The 19,616-nt window shown below is 68.4% G+C and carries 17 protein-coding genes and 1 tRNA gene; 8 read left to right on the plus strand and 10 right to left on the minus strand.

The features are described 5' to 3' along the window. The first annotated feature begins 19 nt into the window (after positions 1-19). The 3 genes from ACFOSH_RS08540 (at position 20) to ACFOSH_RS08550 (ending at position 6,170) form a co-directional block, all read left to right on the plus strand. Positions 20-505 (plus strand): hypothetical protein, encoded by a 486-nt coding sequence (locus tag ACFOSH_RS08540; protein ID WP_378238180.1) that lies wholly within the window; start codon positions 20-22, stop codon positions 503-505. Positions 506-517: 12 nt separating this feature from the next. After that, on the plus strand, positions 518-4,945 hold the full coding sequence (locus tag ACFOSH_RS08545; RefSeq protein WP_378238181.1) for a ricin-type beta-trefoil lectin domain protein: 4,428 nt from the start codon (positions 518-520) through the stop codon (positions 4,943-4,945). Between the two features lie 64 nt (positions 4,946-5,009). After that, the gene (locus ACFOSH_RS08550; protein WP_378238182.1) at positions 5,010-6,170 is read left to right on the plus strand and encodes an epoxide hydrolase family protein; all 1,161 of its coding nucleotides are present in this window, start codon (positions 5,010-5,012) and stop codon (positions 6,168-6,170) included. Between the two features lie 69 nt (positions 6,171-6,239). On the opposite strand, the gene ACFOSH_RS08555 is transcribed toward ACFOSH_RS08550, so the two are convergent. Next, the gene (locus ACFOSH_RS08555; protein ID WP_378238183.1) at positions 6,240-6,839 is read right to left on the minus strand and encodes a bacterial proteasome activator family protein; all 600 of its coding nucleotides are present in this window, start codon (positions 6,837-6,839) and stop codon (positions 6,240-6,242) included. Between the two features lie 134 nt (positions 6,840-6,973). Here ACFOSH_RS08555 and ACFOSH_RS08560 point away from each other — a divergent pair, with 134 nt between their 5' ends. Next, positions 6,974-8,173, plus strand: a complete 1,200-nt coding sequence (locus ACFOSH_RS08560) for a cysteine desulfurase-like protein (RefSeq protein WP_101611815.1) — start codon at positions 6,974-6,976, stop codon at positions 8,171-8,173. A gap of 52 nt (positions 8,174-8,225) precedes the next feature. Here ACFOSH_RS08560 and ACFOSH_RS08565 read toward each other — a convergent pair whose 3' ends face one another. Continuing rightward, positions 8,226-9,203, minus strand: coding sequence for an NAD(P)H-quinone oxidoreductase (locus tag ACFOSH_RS08565; protein WP_378238184.1), 978 nt, complete (start codon positions 9,201-9,203; stop codon positions 8,226-8,228). Between the two features lie 80 nt (positions 9,204-9,283). On the opposite strand from ACFOSH_RS08565, the gene ACFOSH_RS08570 reads away from it, so the two are divergent. Next, on the plus strand, positions 9,284-10,828 hold the full coding sequence (locus ACFOSH_RS08570) for a M28 family metallopeptidase (RefSeq protein WP_378238185.1): 1,545 nt from the start codon (positions 9,284-9,286) through the stop codon (positions 10,826-10,828). A gap of 144 nt (positions 10,829-10,972) precedes the next feature. On the opposite strand, the gene ypfJ is transcribed toward ACFOSH_RS08570, so the two are convergent. Then, positions 10,973-11,902: a KPN_02809 family neutral zinc metallopeptidase gene (gene ypfJ / locus ACFOSH_RS08575; protein WP_378238186.1), complete on the minus strand. Its 930-nt coding sequence runs from the start codon at positions 11,900-11,902 to the stop codon at positions 10,973-10,975. Between the two features lie 538 nt (positions 11,903-12,440). Here ypfJ and ACFOSH_RS08580 point away from each other — a divergent pair. Continuing rightward, a complete protein-coding gene (locus ACFOSH_RS08580) occupies positions 12,441-12,944 on the plus strand; it encodes a MarR family winged helix-turn-helix transcriptional regulator (protein ID WP_378238187.1) in 504 nt (167 codons plus the stop codon). On the opposite strand, the gene ACFOSH_RS08585 is transcribed toward ACFOSH_RS08580, so the two are convergent. Both ACFOSH_RS08585 and ACFOSH_RS08590 read right to left on the minus strand, forming a co-directional pair. After that, positions 12,934-14,076, minus strand: a complete 1,143-nt coding sequence (locus ACFOSH_RS08585) for an RNA polymerase sigma factor (RefSeq protein WP_378238806.1) — start codon at positions 14,074-14,076, stop codon at positions 12,934-12,936. The two genes, ACFOSH_RS08580 and ACFOSH_RS08585, sit on opposite strands and share 11 nt — an antisense overlap. Before the next feature lie 8 nt (positions 14,077-14,084). Continuing rightward, positions 14,085-14,492, minus strand: a complete 408-nt coding sequence (locus tag ACFOSH_RS08590) for a YciI family protein (RefSeq protein ID WP_378238188.1) — start codon at positions 14,490-14,492, stop codon at positions 14,085-14,087. 281 nt (positions 14,493-14,773) lie between these two features. Here ACFOSH_RS08590 and ACFOSH_RS08595 point away from each other — a divergent pair, with 281 nt between their 5' ends. Beyond that, positions 14,774-16,561 (plus strand): RICIN domain-containing protein, encoded by a 1,788-nt coding sequence (locus tag ACFOSH_RS08595; protein ID WP_378238189.1) that lies wholly within the window; start codon positions 14,774-14,776, stop codon positions 16,559-16,561. Positions 16,562-16,613: 52 nt separating this feature from the next. Here ACFOSH_RS08595 and ACFOSH_RS08600 read toward each other — a convergent pair. The 3 genes from ACFOSH_RS08600 to ACFOSH_RS08610 all read right to left on the minus strand — a co-directional run bounded on the left by ACFOSH_RS08600 (position 16,614) and on the right by ACFOSH_RS08610 (position 17,490). After that, a tRNA-Ser gene (locus tag ACFOSH_RS08600) sits at positions 16,614-16,702 on the minus strand. Between the two features lie 94 nt (positions 16,703-16,796). After that, positions 16,797-17,165, minus strand: coding sequence for a DUF4190 domain-containing protein (locus ACFOSH_RS08605; protein WP_378238191.1), 369 nt, complete (start codon positions 17,163-17,165; stop codon positions 16,797-16,799). Between the two features lie 37 nt (positions 17,166-17,202). After that, entirely contained in the window at positions 17,203-17,490 is a 288-nt protein-coding gene (locus ACFOSH_RS08610) for a DUF2277 domain-containing protein (RefSeq protein ID WP_378238192.1), read from the minus strand. A 113-nt stretch (positions 17,491-17,603) separates the two neighbouring features. Between ACFOSH_RS08610 and ACFOSH_RS08615 the strand changes: the two genes are divergently transcribed. Then, complete coding sequence (locus ACFOSH_RS08615; RefSeq protein WP_378238193.1) at positions 17,604-18,548, plus strand: Ldh family oxidoreductase; 945 nt, start codon at positions 17,604-17,606, stop codon at positions 18,546-18,548. Here the strand turns inward: ACFOSH_RS08615 and ACFOSH_RS08620 are convergent. Beyond that, positions 18,545-18,763, minus strand: a complete 219-nt coding sequence (locus tag ACFOSH_RS08620; RefSeq protein ID WP_378238194.1) for an RNA-binding S4 domain-containing protein — start codon at positions 18,761-18,763, stop codon at positions 18,545-18,547. The two genes, ACFOSH_RS08615 and ACFOSH_RS08620, sit on opposite strands and share 4 nt — an antisense overlap. 7 nt (positions 18,764-18,770) lie before the next feature. Next, a complete protein-coding gene (locus ACFOSH_RS08625; protein ID WP_378238195.1) occupies positions 18,771-19,532 on the minus strand; it encodes a trypsin-like serine peptidase in 762 nt (253 codons plus the stop codon). Positions 19,533-19,616: the final 84 nt, after the last annotated feature.

Genomic DNA, 19,616 nt, shown 5'->3' on the forward strand with positions numbered 1-19,616 from the left:
GCTCGCTAACTTGCTGGGTGTGCCCGACTTCGAACCGAATCCAGTGGACTGGAGTTCGGTCGAGCAGGGGCTTGGGAGCAAGTTGCCGCAGGACTACATGGAATTCTGTGCGCTCTATCCTGCGGTGGTAGCGGATAGATTCATTCGGATCGATCACCCGTCTTGTTCGAACGGAAGACTGAACTTGCTCAAGGATGGGATGGAGCGAACCAGGCAGCTGGGTGAATTGGTTGAAGAGTTTTCGCACCATCATGCGTTCGGCGCTTTCCCCAGTCTTGGTGGTTTGCTCTGCTGGGGAAGCAGTACCTCGTCCGAGCAGCTTTATTGGCTGACGGTCGGTCCTGTTGACGACTGGAAGATCGTGGTCGGCGATCGTGAGGACGATCACCTGGTCTTCGACGGTGGTTTCACCGAGTTTCTGGTCGAAATATTCTCGGGGCGATTGAATACGCCCGTGCTGGGTGACTATGTCGCGCCGTTGAGCGAAGTCAGCTTCTTCAAGTAATCGGAAGGAAAAATGAAGACATTGCGACGTGCGGCCCTGGTAGCCGCCACCATGTCCTTGGCGGTGAGTGGCCTCACGTTGCCGGCCAGCGCGGCGCCACCAGGCGACGCGCCGGTCGCGGAATCGGTGGCCGGGCAGAGACCCAAGGAGCGAGTGGCCAAGGACCAGAACGGCCACGTGCTCCTCTACGTTCACGGTCAGAACGAGTCCGACCTCCGAAACGCCGTCAAGGCGGTCGGTGGGACGGTTTCCGCCGCGCAGCCCGGGCGGGTCAGGGCGGCGGTGACCGAGGACAAGATCGGCGAACTGGCGAAGCAGCCAGGCGTCCGCGAAGTGAAGCGGCCGACGAAGGTGCTTCCGTCGAGCGTGACTTCCGAAGGCGTCGGGGTTTCCGGGGCCCAGGCATGGATCGACACGAACAACAAGGGCGCCGGAGTGAAGATCGGCATCCTCGATGTCGGATTCGCCGGCCTCGCCGCCGCTCAGGCGGCAGGTGAACTCCCCAGTGGGACCCAGCTCGTCACCAACGGTTCGAACTGTCTCGACGCGACGATCGACGACCCGCACGGCGTAAACGTCGCGGAGATCGTCCATGAGATGGCGCCCGCCGCACAGCTCTATCTCGCGTGCGTCGAGGATGACATGGGCTTCGCACCGGCCGCGGATTGGCTACAGCAGCAGGGTGTGCAGATCATCAGCGCGGCGATCGCCGCGCCGGGCGCCGGGCGCGGCGACGGAACAGGCCCGGACGTCAACAGTCCGGCACAGGTCGTTCAGCGTTCCCGCCAAGCCGGAATCCTGTGGTCGACCGCGGCGGGCAACTACGGTGAGCGGCATTTCGCCGGCGAGGCCGCGGATCGGACCGGCGCGTCCACCTGGGTCGAGTTCAGTGGTGCTTCGGAGGTCAACAACTTCTCGGTCGGCGCGGGCCATCCCGCGACGGTGACTCTGCGCTGGGATGCCTGGCCGGTCACGACGAAGGACCTCGACCTGTACATCACCGACTGGTCGTCCGCTCCGACCGGCCCGAACGATCCGCATGTGGTGGCTCGGTCGACGCTCTCCCAGCGTGACACCGCCGGTGGTGGTGCCCCGGTCGAAGAAGCGACCTTCACCAACAACACCGGTTCTGGTGTCACCTACTACGCCTGGGTCAAGAACAACAACGCTCCCTTCACGACGAAGTTCGACCTCTACCTGTCCAAGCTCGGGAAGACCGGCGGTCTTCAGTGGTCGACTCCGGCGGGGAGTATCGCCGAGCCCGCCAGCTCGCCGTACGTCTTGGCGACAGGTGCGACCAAGCCCGCGTCGGGGCAGCTCGAGCCCTACAGCAGTCACGGCCCGACGGTCGACGGTCGGACCAAGCCGGACATCACCGGTTTTGGCAGCGTTTCGACCTACACCAACGGGTCGGAACTCTTCACCGGCACGTCCGCGGCCGCCGCGCACGTGGCCGGGGTGGCCGCCTTGTTCAAGGGCGCGAACGCGCAGCTGGACGCCACGCAGCTGGAGTACCTGCTCAAGTCTCGCGCGAAGGCCGTGCCGGGTGGATCTCCCAACGACTGGGGCGTCGGTGTGCTTTGGGCGGGTTCGCCAGGGTCGGCGACCGCCGCTCAGCCCAGCGGCTACACCGCCCAGACGAACCCGACTCGGATCCTCGACACCAACACGGCGGTCGGTGGGCACCAGCGACGCTTCACGGCAGGTGAGACGTTCGCGCTGACGGTCCCCGGCGCGCCCCCCAACGCGACGGCGGTCGTGCTGACCGTCACCGCCGGTCTGACCGACGGGCCGACGGAACTGCGGTTCACCGCGGGCAACCCCGGTGCCGCGCAGCCGATCCGGTTCCCGGTGCAGACCAACAGGCAGACCACCTTGACCGTCATCGTTCCGCTCGGTGGCGACGGGGCCGTCCGCATCCACAACACCGTCGGCACCCCTGGGATGACGGTGGACTTCGCCGGATACTTCAGCCCTGACGGCGTGGGTACCTACACGGCAAAGGCAGGCGGGGCCAGGCTCCTCGACACGAAGAACCTGGCATCGGTGAAGAACACGCCGCTCGGTGCGGGCGAGGAGATCGCCGTCCAGGTCCGGGGTGTGTCGGGTGTACCGGCGAACGCGACCTCGGCGGTGGTGAACCTCACGGCAGGTCAGTCGACGGCGGGGACCTTCATCTCGGCCTATCCGCAGACTTACCCGCCCGACACCAGCAGCGTCTTCATGAACGTCGGCCAGCGACGGTCCAACATCGCCTTCGTCCGGATCGGCGACGACGGGAAGATCCGGCTGCGGAACTCGGCCGGTCTGGTCCACCTCGCGGTCGACCTCCTGGGCTGGTTCGCCCCCGGCGACGGTGCGAAATTCGTCCCCGCGCTCGGGACCAGCAGAGCGATCGACACCGGCACCGGGACCGGCGTCCCGATGGGAACCATCAAACGTGGTGCCACCGTGACCACCCAGGTCGCCGGCACCGCGGGGGTTCCGCTCGGCGCGACAGGCGTGGTGGTCACCGGATCCGCGGCGGACAAGGTGATCAACACAGGAATCTCCTTCTTCGCACCTGAGACCGGCTTCGCCAACGCACCTGCTTTGCAGGTCGACCAGGGCAAGACAGCTCCGGCCACGGCGCTGGTCCCGTTGGGGGCGAGCGGGAAGCTCAGCGCGTCGAACTCCGAAGGAGAAGCCGAGCTCACCGCTGACGTGGCCGGCTACTTCGTCGGAGGCCCGGCCGCCGGCCCGGCGGGGAACTGCGTCAACGCGAACCTCGAACCCGGCTTCAGCTCGCTCATGGACGGCAGGGCCGAGTCTTCCCTTGCTCGCTGGGGGCCGAACCTCGCCACACAGGACGGTTGTGAATTCGGCACGCTGGCAGGGACGGGTGGCCCGTGGAACCCGTCCAACCTGTTCGACAACGACTACACGCTGAAGGTCGATTGGAAGGCGACAGGCGCGAACTCGCAGTCGGCCGTGCACGTCGGGCTTCCGCGTGGTCCTGGCCCCGCCGCGGCGCAGATCGCGATCGGTGGAGCCTCGGCGGCGCCCGCGGACGCGACCGGGGCGATCAAGGGGATCAAGGCGCCGATCGCGACAGCGGCGAAACCTGTCGGGGAGTGGAACACCTTCGAGATCACCGTGGCCGGTCCCAAGGTGACGGTGCTGCTCAACGGCACCAAGGTGAACGAGTACACCGCTCCGGCGATGTTCAATCGGCGGTCGTACGTGCAGCTCTCCGGCCACGGAACAGGTGACCAGGTCAAGTACCGCAACCTCAGGACGCGCTCGAACCGAGTGTCGACAAGCGGGCTCGTCACCGGTGTCGGCGGTGCTTGTCTCGATCTGTCCGGAGGTGTGCCGACCAACACCACGGTCCAGATGTGGACATGTTCGTCTTCCGTTGCCCAGCAGTGGACCGCCGGGGACACGGCCCTCCACGTCCTCGGGCAGTGCCTGGACGTGGAGGGTGGCGCGACGGCGGCCGGTTCTCGCGTGGTCGCGGTGGGCTGTGCCGGGTCCTCGACGCAGGAATGGCAGATCTTCGACGACGGCCGGATCTTCAACCTCGGATCCGGGCGCTGCCTGTCGGCGGCCGGATCGACGGACGGGGCCGTCGTCACCATCCAGGACTGCAACGGCCAGGCACAGCAGATCTGGAAGATCGCGGAACGCGCCGCTCCGGCGGGCCAGCTGACCGACGGCTTCGGGTCCTGCCTCAACGTCAGCGGCCGGATCGTGGCCAACGGCGCGACCATCGGGACGACAGGTTGTATCGCGTCCTTGTCGGACACGTGGACCCTGGCGAAGGACGGGAGCGTCCGGGCGCTCGGACGTTGCCTCGACGTGAAGAACGGGGCCGCGGCCGACGGGACCCCCGTGTGGTCGTTCCAGTGCACCGGTGACGCCGCTCAGTTCTGGCAGCTGAGGCCCGACGGTTCGCTCATCAACCCGAGGTCCGGGAAGTGTCTCGACTCGGCCCAGGGCGCGACCTCGGTGACCATCCAGGCCTGTACGGGCTCGCAGTACCAGGTCTGGAGTGTTGTCCGGTCGTTCCCGCACAAGGGGCGGCTCGCCGGGGTGAGCGGCAAGTGCGCGGACGTGTACTACAACAACGACGCGAACGGCACGGCGATCAACCTGTACACCTGCAGCGGGTCCACCGCGCAGCAGGTGCTGGTGCAGAACGACGGCACCATCAGGATGAAGAGCCGCTGCATGGACGTCACCAACGGTGCCACCGCGAACGACACCCCTGTCCAGCTGTGGGACTGCAACTACGGACTCGCACAGCGCTGGTTCCAACGGCCGGACGGCATGATCGAGAACACCGGCTCCGGCCGGTGCCTCGGCTCGCTGAGCGGCGGCGACGCGGACGGCACACGTCTGGTGATCTATGACTGCCAGTACGTGGCCAACCAGCGTTGGGGAATCGATTTCGAATAGTCGACAAACCGGTAGGGAGGATCGAGGACCGCGCCTGTCCTCGATCCTCCCTACCGTCGTTCCCATGACCGACGAAATCACGCCGTTCAAGATCGCCGTCCCGCAGCGCGACCTCGACGACCTCGCCGCCCGCCTGGCGAACACGCGCTGGCCCGACGGGATCGACGGCGTCGGCTGGGGGCTCGGGACGCCGCTCGGGTACCTCCAGGAGCTCGCCGAGTACTGGCGTCTCCGCTACGACTGGCGCGCTCACGAGGAGCGCCTCAACGGTTTCCCCGGTTTCCTGACGAACATCGACGGCGCGAACGTCCACTTCCTGCACGCGCGGTCGCCGGAGCCGGACGCGATCCCGTTGATGCTCACGCACGGCTGGCCGGGGTCCCTTGTGGAGTTCCTCGACGTCATCGGCCCCCTTTCGGACCCGCGCGCGTACGGCGGTGACCCCGAGGACGCGTTCCACGTCGTCGTGCCGTCGCTGCCCGGGTTCGGCTTCTCCGGTCCGACGACCGAGGCGGACTGGGGTCCCGACCGGATCGCCGGCGCCTGGCCGGTGCTGATGTCGCGGCTCGGGTACGAGCGGTTCGGGGTGCACGGCGGCGATTGGGGCGCGATCGTTTCGCGTCAGGTGGGTGTCCGATTCCCGGAACGGGTGATCGGCGCGCATCTGACGATGCTGCCGAGCGCGGTGCCCGAGTCGGAGGCCGATCTCGACGGGCTCACCGGCGACGAGCTCGCGCGGGGCGAGGCGGCGCTCGCGCGCGGGCGGGAATTCCAGTTCGGTGAGCTGGGCTACGCGATGATCCAGGCGACCAAGCCGCAAACGCTTGCCTACGGGCTCACCGACTCACCGGCCGGCCAGCTCGGGTGGCTGGTGGAGAAGTTCAAGTCCTATTCGGACTCGCGGGACGTGCCGGAGGACGCGATCGATCGTGACGATCTGCTCACCAACGTGATGCTCTACTGGCTCACCGGCACGGCTAACTCGTCTTCGCGGATCTATGCCGCGTTGGGCTCGGCCTGGGGCGCGGAGCCGCCGAAGTCCACTGTGCCCACTGGCGTCGCCGTGTTCCCGAAGGACACCGGGCTCCCGATCCGCCGTCTCGCCGAGCGCACCGACAACATCGTGCACTGGTCCACTCCGGACCGAGGGGGTCACTTCCCGGGGCTGGAGGTGCCGGACCTGCTCATCGGCGACCTGCGGACGTTCTTCCGCTCCCTGCGCTGACCCCCGGGGCTGCCATGAAAGGTCCTTTCCTTGCAAATTTTGCAAGGAAAGGACCTTTCATAGCGCGTGTCAGAGGTACTGGCCCGGCCCGTGCGCGTCGCCACCGGTCGCCTGCCCGCCGAAGGCACCGCCCGCGGAAGGACCGGCCGGAAGCCCGCGCCGCATCTGCTCCAGCTGCACCCGCGCGGCCATCTGCTGCGCGAACAGCGCGGTCTGGATGCCGCTGAACAGCCCTTCCAGCCACCCGACCAGCTGGGCCTGCGCGATCCTCAGCTCGGCGTCGGACGGCGTCGAGTTCTCGGTGAACGGGCGCACCAGGCGCTCCAGCTCGTCCTGGAGCTCCGGCGCCAGCGCCTGCTCCAGCTCCCGGATCGAGGTCTGGTGGATCTCGCGCACGCGCGTGCGGCTGGCGTCGTCCAGCGGCGCGGCGCGGACCTCCTCCAGCAGCTGCTTGATCATCGTGCCGATCCGCATCACCTTGGCGGGTTCCTCGACGAGGTCGCCGAGCGACTCCTCCGGAGGCGCGTCCTCGCCGGAACCGGAGGCGAGACGTGCGGTGCCGACCGGGACGCCGTCGGGACCGACGACCACCACGTGGGGTGAGGAGTCTCCGCCGCCGTCACCGGGGGTGGTCGATTCACGGGAAACTGGGTCGGTCATGTGCTCCATCCTGGCCTACGTCGGGCGCGAAGCGCAGTGTGGTTTTCGGCGCCGTCTCCGAGCGTAGCGGGAATCGTCGCGCCCCGTGGTCGGCCACCCAACCCCGGGTAAAGCGCCAAACCGCACGTCCGTACGGTGTCCCCATGGCGTTCGACGTCGCTCGTATCCGTGGGTTGTTTCCCGCGCTGGGTGACGGCTGGATTCACTTCGACGGCGCCGCCGGAATGCTCGTACCTGAACAGGTCGCTTCGGCCGTGTCCACGGCCATGCGCGCTCCGGTGTCCGGGCCGGGTGGAGCGTTTCCGGCCTCACAGCGTGCGGAAAGTATTGTCACGGCCGCTCGCCGGGCGGTCGCCGACCTGGTCGGCGCCGACCCGGCCGGAGTCGTGCTCGGACCCAACGCGCCCGACCTCATCCGCCGCCTGGTCGACGCGATGGCCGATCGCTGGACGATCGGCGACGAGGTCGTCGTGTCCCGGCTCGACGAAGAGGCCAACCTCGCGCCGTGGCGCCGCGCCGCGAAACGCGTCGGCGCGGTCGTGCGCTGGGGCGAGATCGACATCGAGACCTGCGAGCTGCCCGCCTGGCAGTACGAGAACCTCGTCTCCGCGCGTACCAAGGCCGTCGCGGTCACGCTGGCGTCCGGTTCGGTCGGTACCCGGCCCGACGTCCCGACGGTGATCGAGTTCGCGAAACGCGTCGGCGCGCTGGTCGTCGTCGACGCGACGTACGCGGCGCCGTTCGTGCCGCTGGACCTCAACGCGCTCGGCGCCGACGTGATGGTGGTTTCGGCGCAGGCCTGGGGCGGGCCGTCGGTGGGGGCGCTGGTGTTCCGCGACCCCGAACTGCTCGAACGCCTGCCGTCGGTCTCGCTCGACCCGGCCGCGCGCGGCCCGGCCCGGATGGAGCTGGGCCCGCACGCGTACCCGTTGCTGGCGGGCTTGATCGCGTCGATCGACTACCTGGCCGGTTTGGACGACGCGGCGATGGGTTCGCGGCGCGAGAAGCTGGTGACGTCGCTGGGCTCGGCGAAGTCGTATCACGCGGGACTTCTGGCACAACTGTCCACAGAGCTGCGTTCGCTGCGGCACGTGATGGTCATCGGCGACGCCATGCGCCGGATCCCCGCGCTGGCCTTCGCCGTCGCGGGCAAGAAGTCGCCCGAGGTCGCGGAGTACCTCGCGTCCCAAGGGCTTTGCGCTTTCGCCGACGACGGCACGAGCGGGGTCTTCGGATCACTGGGCGCCGCCGAAGTCGGCGGCGCCGTCCGCATCGGACTCGCGCATTACTCGAACGTCTTCGAGGTCAACCAGCTCGTCCGGGTGCTGGAAGAGATCCGCTAAGCCCGGACCCCGCCCCGCCACCACCCTCAACGGACAGGCTGCGCCTGACTCGTCAAGATTTAGCGGCGAGGAGCACCTTGCCGAAAACCGTGCCTTCTTCCAACGCGCTGTGCGCCGAAGCGGCCTCGGCCATCGGCACGACCTGACCGACGATCGGCTTCACCGAACCCTGCGCCACCAGCGGCCACAGCCGTTCGCGCACGTCGGCGACGATCGCCGCCTTCTGTTCCAGTGGCCGCGACCGCAGGCCGGCGCCGTACACGCTGCCGCGCTTGCCCATCAGCTTGCCGATGTTGAGCTCGCCCTTGACCCCGCCCATCATGCCGATGACCACGAGCCTGCCGTCCATGGCCAGCGCGTCGAGGTTGCGGTCGAGGTACTTGGCGCCCATGTTGTCGAGGATGACGTCCGCGCCGCCGGTCTCGGCGCGCAGGACCTCGACGAAGTCCTGCTCCTTGTAGTTGATCGCGATGTCGGCGCCGAGCTGGCGGCAGCTCTCCAGCCGCTCGTCCGAACCCGCCGTCACCGCGACCGTCGCGCCGAGCGCCTTGGCGACCTGGATCGCGTGCGTGCCGATCCCGCCCGCGCCACCGTGGACGAGCAGCACCTCGCCTTCGGTCAGCTTGGCGTGCATGACGACATTCGCCCAAACCGTGCACGCGACTTCGGGCAGTCCGGCGGACGCGAGCAATTCGACTTCGGCGGGCAGCGGAAGCAGTTGTCCGGCCGGTACGGCGACCTTTTCCCCATAGCCGCCACCGGCGAGCAAAGCACAAACCTCGTCCCCGATTCGCCACCCCTCGACGCCTTCGCCGATTTCGGCGATCGTGCCCGAACATTCGAGTCCGAGAATGTCGCTCGCACCCGGCGGAGGCGGATAGTGGCCTTGGCGTTGCAGCAGGTCAGCACGGTTGACGGCACTCGCGGCGACATCGAGGACGACTTCGCCTTCACTCGCCACCGGATCAGGGACCTCGGTCCATTCGAGAACATCGGGATCGCCGGGCTCACGGATGGTGATCGCGTACATACAGACGACCCTATAACGGTGATGGGAAGTCCGCCGAACGTCGGTTGACCTATGACCTAAACCACACAAAGGTGACGCTCATGTCATATTCGCGAAGAAGCATTGTTCCCTCGATCGTGGTGATGGCCACCGCCGCGCTCACGGTCGGAATGGCTCCCGCTGCGACAGCCGCGCCGAAGATCGACGGCCCCGCGCTGGCCAAGCAGCTCGTCAACAAGGTCGACGGCGCCAATGTGAACCGGCACCTGATCGCACTGCAGCGGATTTCGGACGCGAACGGCGGACGCCGCGCCGCGAGCACCGAGGGCCACAAGAAGTCCGCGGAGTACGTCGCCACGAAGCTGGAGCAGGCCGGCTTCACGGTCACGCGGCAGGAGTTCCCGTTCACCTACGCGGAGACCCTCGCGGAGAAGCTGACTGTCGCGGGCGCCGACGTCCCGATCATCATCATGTCCTACAGCCCGTCGACGCCCACCGGCGGAATCACCGCCCCGCTCGCGGTGGTCCCGGTCGACGACACCAGCGGCTGCGAAGCCGCCGACTACGCCGGCGGGGTCACCGGCAAGATCGCGCTGATCCAGCGCGGTGGCTGCTCCTTCGCGCAGAAGCAGGCGACCGCCGCAGCCGCGGGCGCCGTCGGCGCGATCGTCTACAACAACGTCCCGGGCCCGGTCAACGGCACCCTGGGCGACCCGGCAGCGGGCAAGATCCCGACCGGCGGCGTCACCCAGGCCGACGGCCAGGCGCTCGCCGGCAAGGCCGGTGCCTCGGTCACCCTCGACCTGCGTGCCTTCCAGGAGGCGCGGACCAGCTACAACGTCATCGCCGAGACCAAGACCGGTCGCAAGGACAACGTCGTGATGCTCGGCTCGCACCTCGACAGCGTCACCGAGGGCCCCGGCATCAACGACAACGGGTCCGGTTCGGCCGCGCTGCTGGAGACCGCGCTGCAGCTGGGCAGCAAGGCCAAGGTCAACAACGCCGTCCGCTTCGGCTGGTGGAGCGCCGAGGAGTTCGGCCTCGTCGGCTCGACGTACTACGTCAACTCGCTGACCTTCGAGCAGCAGCTCGACATCGCGCTGTACTACAACTACGACATGATCGGCTCGCCGAACGCGGCGTACTTCGCCTACGACGGTGACGACTCCGACGTCACCGGCGCGGGCCCCGGCCCGTACGGTTCCGGCGAACTCGAGAAGACCCTCGTGGACTACCTCCAGCAGGGCAAGGGTGTCCCGGTCGAAGGCACCGACTTCACCGGTCGTTCCGACTACGGCCAGTTCATCGCGGTCGGCATCCCGGCCGGTGGCCTGTTCACCGGTGCCGAAGGCGTGAAGACCGCGGCGCAGGCCGCCAAGTGGGGCGGTAGCGCCAACGTTCCCTACGACAAGTGCTACCACCAGAAGTGCGACAACCTCGGCAACATCGACCGCGTCGCGCTCGACCGCAACTCCGACGCCGTCGCCTGGGCGCTGGGTGTCTACGCGACCAGCACCGAGAACATCAACGGTGTCCCCGGTGGCAAGGCCGCGAAGGCGAAGGCCCTTCGCGCGGCTGAGCGGTCCAAGCAGCGGAGCCTGACGGCTTCCGTCCACGCTGACGACCACGGTGTCGCTGCCGCGTAATAGCTCACGAGGGACTGGACCGAGGCGGCACCGCCGCTTCGTTCGCCGGCAGTAGTTAGCAAGTACGTGAAGGCCCCTTCCCCCGGCTGAGCCGAGGGAAGGGGCCTTCACGCGCGGGCCGGCGCTGCGAGGCGAAAGGCCCCTTCAGCCCAGGCTGTTGGTCGCGAAGGTGTCGCACCGCGCGGGCTGGCCGGTCTGGAAGCCGGTGCTGAACCACTTCTTCCGTTGCGCCGAGGTGCCGTGGCTGAACTTCGACTCGTCGACCCGGCCGCCGCCGAGCTTGGACTGGATGTAGTCGTCACCGATCCGCGAAGCGGTGTCCAGCGCGGAGCTGATGTCCTGCTGGCTGATCTCGCTGAGCAGCGGCCGCCCGGTCTCCGTCGGCGTGGTGGTGGCGTGGTTCGCCCAGACGCCGGCGTAGCAGTCGGCCTGCAGTTCGAGCCGCACCGAACCCGACGTCGGCCCGCTTCCGGTGCCCTTTTTGGACACTCCGGTGAGGTTCTGCACGTGGTGGCCGTATTCGTGGGCCAGCACGTACGCCTCCGCGAACGGCCCGCCGTCCGCGCCGAACTTGGTGCGGAGTTCGTTGAAGAACCCGAGGTCGATGTACACCTCGGAGTCGCCGGGGCAGTAGAACGGCCCGACGTCGGAAGTCGCGTTGCCGCAGGCCGTGTTCACGCCGCCGTTGAAGAAGTTGGTGACGGCCTTGCGGTAGGTCGACCCGGAGCGCTGGAATTCCTGACCCCAGTAGTCCTGGATCGAGTTGATGACGGCGACGATCGCGCAGTCGTGTTTCCGGTTCGCGTCCGCGCCGGTCTTGCACTCCTGCGACAGCGACGTGCTGTCCATCTGCTGCCCGGAACCCACGGCGCCCAGGCTGCCGAGCCCGCCCGAGGACGGGTTCAGGCTCACGCCGCCGAACTGGGAGATGAGGAAGTAGATGACGAGGCCGACCACGCCGAGCCCGCCACCGCCGAGTGCCACCCGGCCGCCGATCCCGCCGCCGCCGCCACCGCCGCCTCGCAGGTCCTCGACTTCGGAGGTGTCCAGGCCCGCGCCTTCGTCGAATCGCACGGGGGGAAGCGTAGCCGGAGAGGCCCGGATATGCCTGGGTGCGGCCACTTGGCGTGGCCGCACCCAGAACTACCGAGGTTGTCTTGTCCTGATCGCCGGTTGGCCGCGATCACCGGGCCGACGTCCCGCGCTGCCGAGGCGGTCGAAGAGGCCGCGAACCCGAAACAGGCTGGAGTGACGCCGAATGCGCGAGAATTGTCGAGCGCATGTGAGATGCCCGCGCTCGTCGCTGTTCACAGTCGCGACCGACCCGGTCCTTTCCGTTCCGGTCGCGGGGACACAGCAGGCGGTCAACCGCGAGAATCACCCGCCATACCACCACCTGACCTTTCCCGGCTGGGAGCAGGTCCGGCGACCTTCCGAGGAGTTCGCCTGGTACTTGCCCGAACCATCCGCTGACAAGCAGAATGCGCCTTTTCGCGCCGAGTCTCAACCTTTTCGTAACCCTCCTTCGGGCGAATGTTCCCCCGGATTTTTCAAGGCCGAAAAGTGACCGGCGGGTATGCGCCTTGTGCGATCAACGATCTACCCTGCGTGGATGGCGGTGGAGCAGAAGGAAGTGCACTGGCTGTCCGAGTCCGAGATGGTCGCTTGGCGCTCGTACATCGTCGCCACCATGCGGCTGCGACAGCGCCTGCATCGCGAACTCTCCGAGCGCCACGACGTCTCGCTCGCCGACTACGAGGTCTTGGTCTGCCTTTCGCTCCAGCCCGACAACCGGATGCGGATGACGGAGCTGGCGAGCCTGCTCGGCTCGACCAAGAGCAGGCTTTCGCACCAGATGGTCCGGCTGGAGGCCGAGGGCATCATCCGCCGCACCCGCGACCCGGCGGACAAGCGCGGTGTCGTCGCGGAGCTGACCGAACGCGGCGCGGAACTGCTGGGGGGCGCGGCGCCGACGCACGTCGAAGGCGTCCGGGAGCACCTGATCGACTTGCTGAGCCCTGAAGAGCAGCGGGTGCTGGCGCAGGCTTTCGGGCGGGTGCTGGAGCACCTGTCGGAGATCGACGGGCTTCCGCGCCTGCCGCCGGTCACTTCTTGAGGGCGTTGATCCGCGCGGCCTGGCGCGTCAGGTGGGCGCGCTCGGCGAGGTTGGACGCCTTTTCGGCGGCCTCGCCGTAGAGCCGCGCCGCCGTCGCCAGGTCGCCGTCGCGCTCGTGGAGGTAGGCCGCCACAGCCGCGTGCCGGGGTAGTGAGCCGTCCAGTTCCGCGAGCGCGGCCAGCCCCGCGCGCGGTCCGTCCGCCTCGCCGACGGCCACCGCGCGGTTGAGCCGCACGACCGGGCTGCCGGTCAGGCTCGCGAGCTCGTCGTACCACTCGACGATCTGCACCCAGTCGGTCTCTTCGGCGGCCGGCGCGTCGGCGTGGAGTGCCGCGATGGCGGCCTGTGCCTGGAATTCGCCGAGCTGATCACGGGCCAGCGCCGCCTGGAGGATCTCGACGCCCTCGGCGATCAGGCGCGTGTCCCATTCGCCGCGGTCCTGGTCGGCGAGCGGGACGAGGTCGCCGTCGGCCGTGGTCCGGGCGGCGCGACGGGCGTGGTGGAGCAGCATGAGGGCGAGCAGTCCGCGCACTTCGGGATGGTCGATCGAGGCCGCGAGCCGCCGGGTGAGCCGGATGGCTTCGGCGGCGAGGTCGACGTCGCCGGAGTAGCCCTCGTTGAAGACCAGGTAGAGCACGCGGAGCACGGTGGCGACGTCGCCCGCCTGGTCGAAGCGCACGTCCGAGACGGTGCGCTTGGCCCGGCTGATGCGCTGCGCCATGGTCGCTTCGGGCACCAGATACGCCTGGGCGATCTGGCGGGTGGTCAGCCCGCCGACGGCGCGCAGGGTGAGCGCGACCGCGGACGACGGCGTCAGCGACGGGTGCGCGCACAGGAAGTAGAGCTGCAGTGTGTCGTCCACCGCGGGAGCGGGCCCGGGCTCCGGCTCCTCGTCGACGGTGTCCTCGCGACGGCGCCGGGCGGCGTCGGACCGGGCGACGTCGAGGAACTTGCGCCAGGCGACTGTGACGAGCCAGCCCTTCGGATCCTTCGGCCGGTCGTCGGGCCAGACGCGGACGGCCTCGATCAGCGCTTCCTGCACGGCGTCCTCGGCCGCCGCGAAGTCGGCTCCGCGGCGGACGAGGATCCCGAGGACGTTCGGTGTGAGGCTCCGGAGCAGGGCCTCGTCCAGCTCTGTGGTCACTCCGTGATGATGAGCGGTTCGCCGAACAGTGTACGCAGTTCGAGCCATTCGTGGATCGGCTTCCCGCCCGCTCCCGGTGCGGCCGACAACTCGCCCGCCAGTTCGACGGCGCGTTCGTAGCTGTCGACGTCGATCACCATCCAGCCGGCGATGAGGTCCTTGGTCTCGGCGAAGGGCCCGTCGGTGACCGGCGGCTTGCCTTCGCCGTCGTAGCGGACGAAGGTGCCTTCGGGGGCGAGAGCCCGCTCGTCGACGAACTCGCCGGTCTCGTGGAGCCGGGTCGCGAAGTCCTTCATGTACTGGATGTGCGCGGTGATCTCTTCCGGCGCCCACTGGTCCATCGGCACGTCGTTGACCGCCGCCGGAGCGCCGCGGTAGTGCTTGAGCAGCAGGTACTTGGCCATGGTGAGGACTCCTCGATGGTGGTGCGGCCATTGTGGCCGCGTTCGTCGCCGGGACGGAGCAGGACACGCGTTCTCGACAGCCGAAATGCGGCTTGGAGTGACGGCCGGTTTCATCCGACCTCAAAGGTGATCGCCGCAAGATCCTTTCGAGTGAATTGGCATTCGACGTCGAAAAGCACTCTGCCGGTCCTTCTGCCTGGTGGTCTATACATCTGACCTCTAGCGTTCTTGTCGCGACAGTTCGAGAAGTGTGCGTTCTCCATCGCGAAAGGAAAAGTCCTTTGTCCAGAGCAAAACGGCGCTACGCCGGCCTGCTGGTGACCGCCGGCCTCATCTGTGGCCTGCTCATCGGTGAGACCTCCGGGGCCGCCGCCACCGACGACTTCACCGCCTCCGCCGCCAGGGACCACAGCCGGCCGTTGCCGCCCGGCGCTACCCCGGTGGCCCCGCTCGCCCTCTCCGTCGCCCAGGCGCAGATCGCCGCCAACCCGGTGATCTGCGAGGGCGACGGAGTCTCCGGCAAACGCATCGAGCTGGTCTACGTCCGTGAGGCCGGTCAGCCCGACCGGTACGCGACCGTCGCACCGTCCCTGCGCGCCTACGCGTCCGGGATCGACGACGGCTTCAACGACAGCGCCGCCGTGACGGGCGGCAGCAGGCACATCCGGTACGTGACGACGGCAGGCGCGGGCTGCCAGGTCGCCGTCGCCACCCTCGTGGTGCCCGACGGCACGTACCAGTCCGGCGCGATCCGCGACCGCGCCATCCAAGCGGGCTTCTACAACGCGGACCGTGACTACGTCCTGTTCTCCGACAACCCCCTCACCTGCGCCGGCACCTGGGGCGACAGTGACGACCAGCCCGGTCCGGCCAACGCCTTCAACAACGGCAGGCACTACACGGAGATCGCCGTCCCCTGCTGGGGCGTCAACGCCACCGCGCACGAACTGGGCCACGTGCTCGGCGCGGTCCTGCCCGGGGCCCCGCACTACCAGGGCGGCGGGCACTGCTCCCAGGAATGGGACCTGATGTGTTACGGCGACACCCAGTCCTTCGACTGCCCGCGGCGCGATTCCGACCGGCTGATGGACTGCGGCAACGACGACTACTTCAGCACGAACCCCGTGCCCGGTAGCTGGCTCGCCACGCACTGGAACGTCGCCAACAGCGCCTTCCTGATCAAGAAGGACACCCCCGACAACGACGACGGCCACGCGCAAGGCGGGAAGACCTACGTCATCACGGGTGCCAACGGCGACGCCATCGACGTCGTCGGTTCTTCGACCGGCGGCCTCGTCAACCTCAGCAAGCGGGCCCGGACCGACTCCACGAGCCAGAAGTGGATCCTCGGCTACAACACCGGTCTGCAACTCGTCAACGCCAACAGCCAGCTGTGCGCCGACAGCGCCCAGAGCGGGACGGCGCCCGGAACCCAGATCCTCCAGTACAACTGCAACGGCCAGAACGGCATGCGGTGGGCGTTCCAGCCGCTGGGCAACGGCAAGGTGGCGATCTTCAACTACCTGACGGGCTACGCGATCACCGACGGCGGCGCGTATCCGGCGCCTCTCGTCCAGCAGCCCTACACCGGGGCGGCCAACCAGCAGTGGACCCTGAACCCCATCGCCGACCCCGGTCCGCAGACGGGCAAGAAGTACTACCTCTCCGTCGCCACCAACGGCAACAGCGCGGCCGTGGTCGACGGCTCGTCGTCCGCCGGCGCGAAGATCACCCACGTGGCCAGGCAGAACGACAACGGCCAGAAGTGGAACCTCACCGACGCGGGCGGCGGGTACTGGAAGATCGTCAACGAGCGGAGCGGCCAATGCCTGCGGCCGGTCTCCGGCAGCGCCGCGGAAGGCGCGCAGCTCGAACAGACGCACTGCGGCTCGTCCACGAATCAGCAGTGGAAGCTGCTCCGCAGCGCCGACACGCGCTACGGGCTGGTGAACCGGGCCAGTTCGTTCGCGGTGCGGCAGGTCAACAACGGCACGGCCTCGATCCTGGAGCAACGGCCCTTCGTGGGCGGCCGTAGCGACGAGACCGTCTGGGCTCTCGTGCCCGCGTGACACGAAAAGCTCCCCAGGTCCGCGGACCTGGGGAGCTTTCGGTTTTCAAGACTGGCGGTAGCGGTGGGATTCGAACCCACGGAGGACAGAGCCCTCGCATGTTTTCAAGACATGTTCCTTCGGCCGCTCGGACACGCTACCGCTGTCGAGGGTATCCGACAGGTCTTTGCCGGAATGCTTCGGATCTAGTCGAAGCGAAGCTTCCGTCGAGGGTGGTGGCGGGGGCATGGAGGGACTAGTCGAAGTCCCAGTCGGTCAGGATTCCGACGAAGAGGAAGAAGCCCAGGAGCAGGACGATGATCGCGACGCCGATGTAGCCGATGATGATCCCCGCGAGCGCCATGCTCTGGCCGCCCGCTTCCCCGCGTTTGGCCTTGGAATACGCGATGTGCCCCATGATGACGCCGGCGATCGACGGCAGCCCGCTGCAGACGACCAGACTGGCGATCGACACGACCAGTGCCGCGATCGCCAGGCCCTGCTCCTGCGGCGGCTGCGGCGCCCCGTAACCGTATCCATAACCCGGCTGTTGGTAAGGCTGGCCGTACGGGGGTTGCTGGCCGTAGGGCTGCTGCTGACCATAGGGGTCCTGCGGATACGTCACCGGCTCACCGTAACCGCCGGAGCTTGGTTCAGTGGTTTCAGGACGCTTGACTCTTCGCGGCTTTCGCGGCGATTCGCGCCTGGACCTCGGGACGGCGCAGCGGCGGCACCGTCGTCGGCGGCTGACGGCGTGCGGGCAGCTCGGAGAGCAGCCGCCGGGTGATCGCGGTGATCTCGGCGACGGCGGCCTCGAACGGTTCGCGCGTGGCGTCGGAGAGGCTCTGCACCCCGGACACCTTGCGGACGTATTGGCGGGCGGCGGCCTCGATCTCGTCCGGCGTCGCCGCCGGCTCCAGGCCTCGAAGCGTGGTGATGTTCCGGCACATGCCCCGATGGTACGTCCGCCCACCGACGTTTCCGGGTGCTTCGATCACACAGTCGGTTAGAAGCTGCCCCGGTTCGTTGACGCCGAAAAACGTGCGAAGGCACCCTCGGCGGAGTGCCCCTCAGACCTCGCTCTCTTCGCCGTGCGCCCGTCGAGCCGATCGCCGAACCGGCCGTACCCTCCCCGATCCCGGAACAGGTCTGGCAGCGCGTCCCGATCGACGCCCTGATCGACGTCGTCACCGAGATCTTCACCGCGCATGATCTGCCGTGGTCCCGCGCCAGGATGGCCGCCGAGGCGTTGTGCCACGGCGATCTCACCGGAACCCCGGAAACGGGTGTCGCCGAGCTGGCCAGGCTGCATCTGCCGATGCTGGTCGACGGCCTGGTCCGGCCGCGGGCCGAACCGCTGATGATCGCCGACCGCGGCGCCGCCGCCCTGATCGACTACCGCCGCGCGCCGGGGCTGTGGGCCGTCGGCGACGCGATGGACAGGGCGGTGTCGCGGGCGGGCCGGTACGGCGTCGGGCTGATGTCGGTCCGCGGCGTCGGGCCGTTCGGCCGCGCCGGGCACCACGCCGCGAGGGCGTTGCCGCACACCATGATCGGGCTGGTCATGGCGGCGGGCGGGGAACGCGGGACGGCCGCGAACCCGCTCGGCATGGCCGCCCCCGCCGGCGCGTACCCCGAATTCGTCCTCGACATGGACACGCTCGCCGACGTCGACAGCGCCGCCGTCGCCGGCTTCGCGCTGCTGGTCGAGATCTTCGCCGGGGTGCTCTCGGGCGTCGGCGACCACGATCACGACACCGGCCTCATGGTGATGGCCATCGCGCCGACGACGCTGCGCAGCGCCGACGGGTTCTACAAGGCCGCGAGCGCGTTGTTCGGCAGCCTGCTCGGCTGGGAGGGCGGGACCCCGGTCCGCTACCCCGGCTGGCGCGAGGCGCAGTACCTCGAACAGTGCCAGGCGCTGGGCGTCCCGCTGAACGAGCCGGTGCACCGCGAACTCGAAGACCTCGCGAAGGCGCTTCGCCTGGCACCGCTGAAGGGCCGCTAGGCGAGGACGACGCGGACGCCTTCGCCGCCGACCTCCACGACGTCGCCGTTCGTCAGCTGGCGGCCGCGCCGGACCTCCACCTCGCCGTTGACAGTGACCTCTTCGGCGTCGAGGAGGTCTTTGGCGTGCGAGCCGTCTTCGGCCAGGTTGGCCAGCTTGAGGAACTGGCCGAGGCGGATCGGCTCGCCGGTGATCGGGACGTCGTGGATGCTCATGGGGAGATCATCCCCGTGCGTCCATCTTCCGGTACAAGGTGGCGACGTCGGTGTCGAAGTAGCTGCTGTAGGAGGTGTCCGGGTCGTCACCGCCGTACAGATAGCCGCCGATCACGCCGACGACGGTGCCGAGTCCGGTCTCCGGGTCGGGGTCGACCACCCACGGGCCGCCGCTGGTGCCGGTCGTGAAGCCGGGGCAGCCGACCCGCATCTGGTAGGTGTCGGCCTGGCTGCTGGTGCCGTGGCAGACGACCGGCGCCTCCCGTTCGTCGGGATATCCGGTCAGGGTGATCGGGTGGGCGAACCCGCCGCCGGTCAGCAGGGTGTTGGCGCCTGTGACGCTTTCGAGGGTCTTCGTGGTGCCCGCCTGACGCGCGGTCGCGAACCCGACATCCAGGTCCGGATCGGACGAATCGGCCCAGCCGTCGGGAACCTGCGGGTCCGAGACGTCCCAATAGCCGTAGGGCGCGACGCCGTCGTGATAGGCGGGCGCGAACGAGATCCCCGTGGCGTACTCGCCGCCTTCCCCGTCGTGAAGGCAATGCGCCGCTGTGACCAGGAGGTCTCCCGGGCCGCTGTGCACGACGCTGGCCGTGCAGAAATGCGAACCGTCGAGGAAGAGCGCGCCGATCGCCGGGTTGTACCGCGGCGTGGCGGGGGCGGCCGCCACCGTCGCGGCGGTGTCTCCGGGCTCGGTCTCGGCGGGTTCGGACGCGGCGGAACAACCGGTCAAAACGACGCAGAGCACGAGCAACAGGGCGCGGCGCATCGTCTTCCTTCCGGTGGTCCACGGCTGTCCTGGTTACAGATCACCATAAGCGGTCCGCGAACACAGCCCGAATCGATCAACGCA

It is taken from the genome of Amycolatopsis speibonae, assembly GCF_042647925.1.
GTDB lineage: Bacteria > Actinomycetota > Actinomycetes > Mycobacteriales > Pseudonocardiaceae > Amycolatopsis > Amycolatopsis speibonae.

Bases quoted from the DNA above. Each gene is read 5' to 3' on its own strand.
- ACFOSH_RS08545 (WP_378238181.1), top strand. From the start codon at position 518: ATGAAGACATTGCGACGTGCGGCCCTGGTAGCCGCCACCATGTCCTTG.
- ACFOSH_RS08550 (WP_378238182.1), top strand. From the start codon at position 5,010: ATGACCGACGAAATCACGCCGTTCAAGATCGCCGTCCCGCAGCGCGAC.
- ACFOSH_RS08555 (WP_378238183.1), bottom strand. From the start codon at position 6,839: ATGGAGCACATGACCGACCCAGTTTCCCGTGAATCGACCACCCCCGGT.
- ACFOSH_RS08560 (WP_101611815.1), top strand. From the start codon at position 6,974: ATGGCGTTCGACGTCGCTCGTATCCGTGGGTTGTTTCCCGCGCTGGGT.
- ACFOSH_RS08565 (WP_378238184.1), bottom strand. From the start codon at position 9,203: ATGTACGCGATCACCATCCGTGAGCCCGGCGATCCCGATGTTCTCGAA.
- ACFOSH_RS08570 (WP_378238185.1), top strand. From the start codon at position 9,284: ATGTCATATTCGCGAAGAAGCATTGTTCCCTCGATCGTGGTGATGGCC.
- ACFOSH_RS08580 (WP_378238187.1), top strand. From the start codon at position 12,441: ATGGCGGTGGAGCAGAAGGAAGTGCACTGGCTGTCCGAGTCCGAGATG.
- ACFOSH_RS08590 (WP_378238188.1), bottom strand. From the start codon at position 14,492: ATGGCCAAGTACCTGCTGCTCAAGCACTACCGCGGCGCTCCGGCGGCG.
- ACFOSH_RS08610 (WP_378238192.1), bottom strand. From the start codon at position 17,490: ATGTGCCGGAACATCACCACGCTTCGAGGCCTGGAGCCGGCGGCGACG.
- ACFOSH_RS08620 (WP_378238194.1), bottom strand. From the start codon at position 18,763: ATGAGCATCCACGACGTCCCGATCACCGGCGAGCCGATCCGCCTCGGC.
- ACFOSH_RS08625 (WP_378238195.1), bottom strand. From the start codon at position 19,532: ATGCGCCGCGCCCTGTTGCTCGTGCTCTGCGTCGTTTTGACCGGTTGT.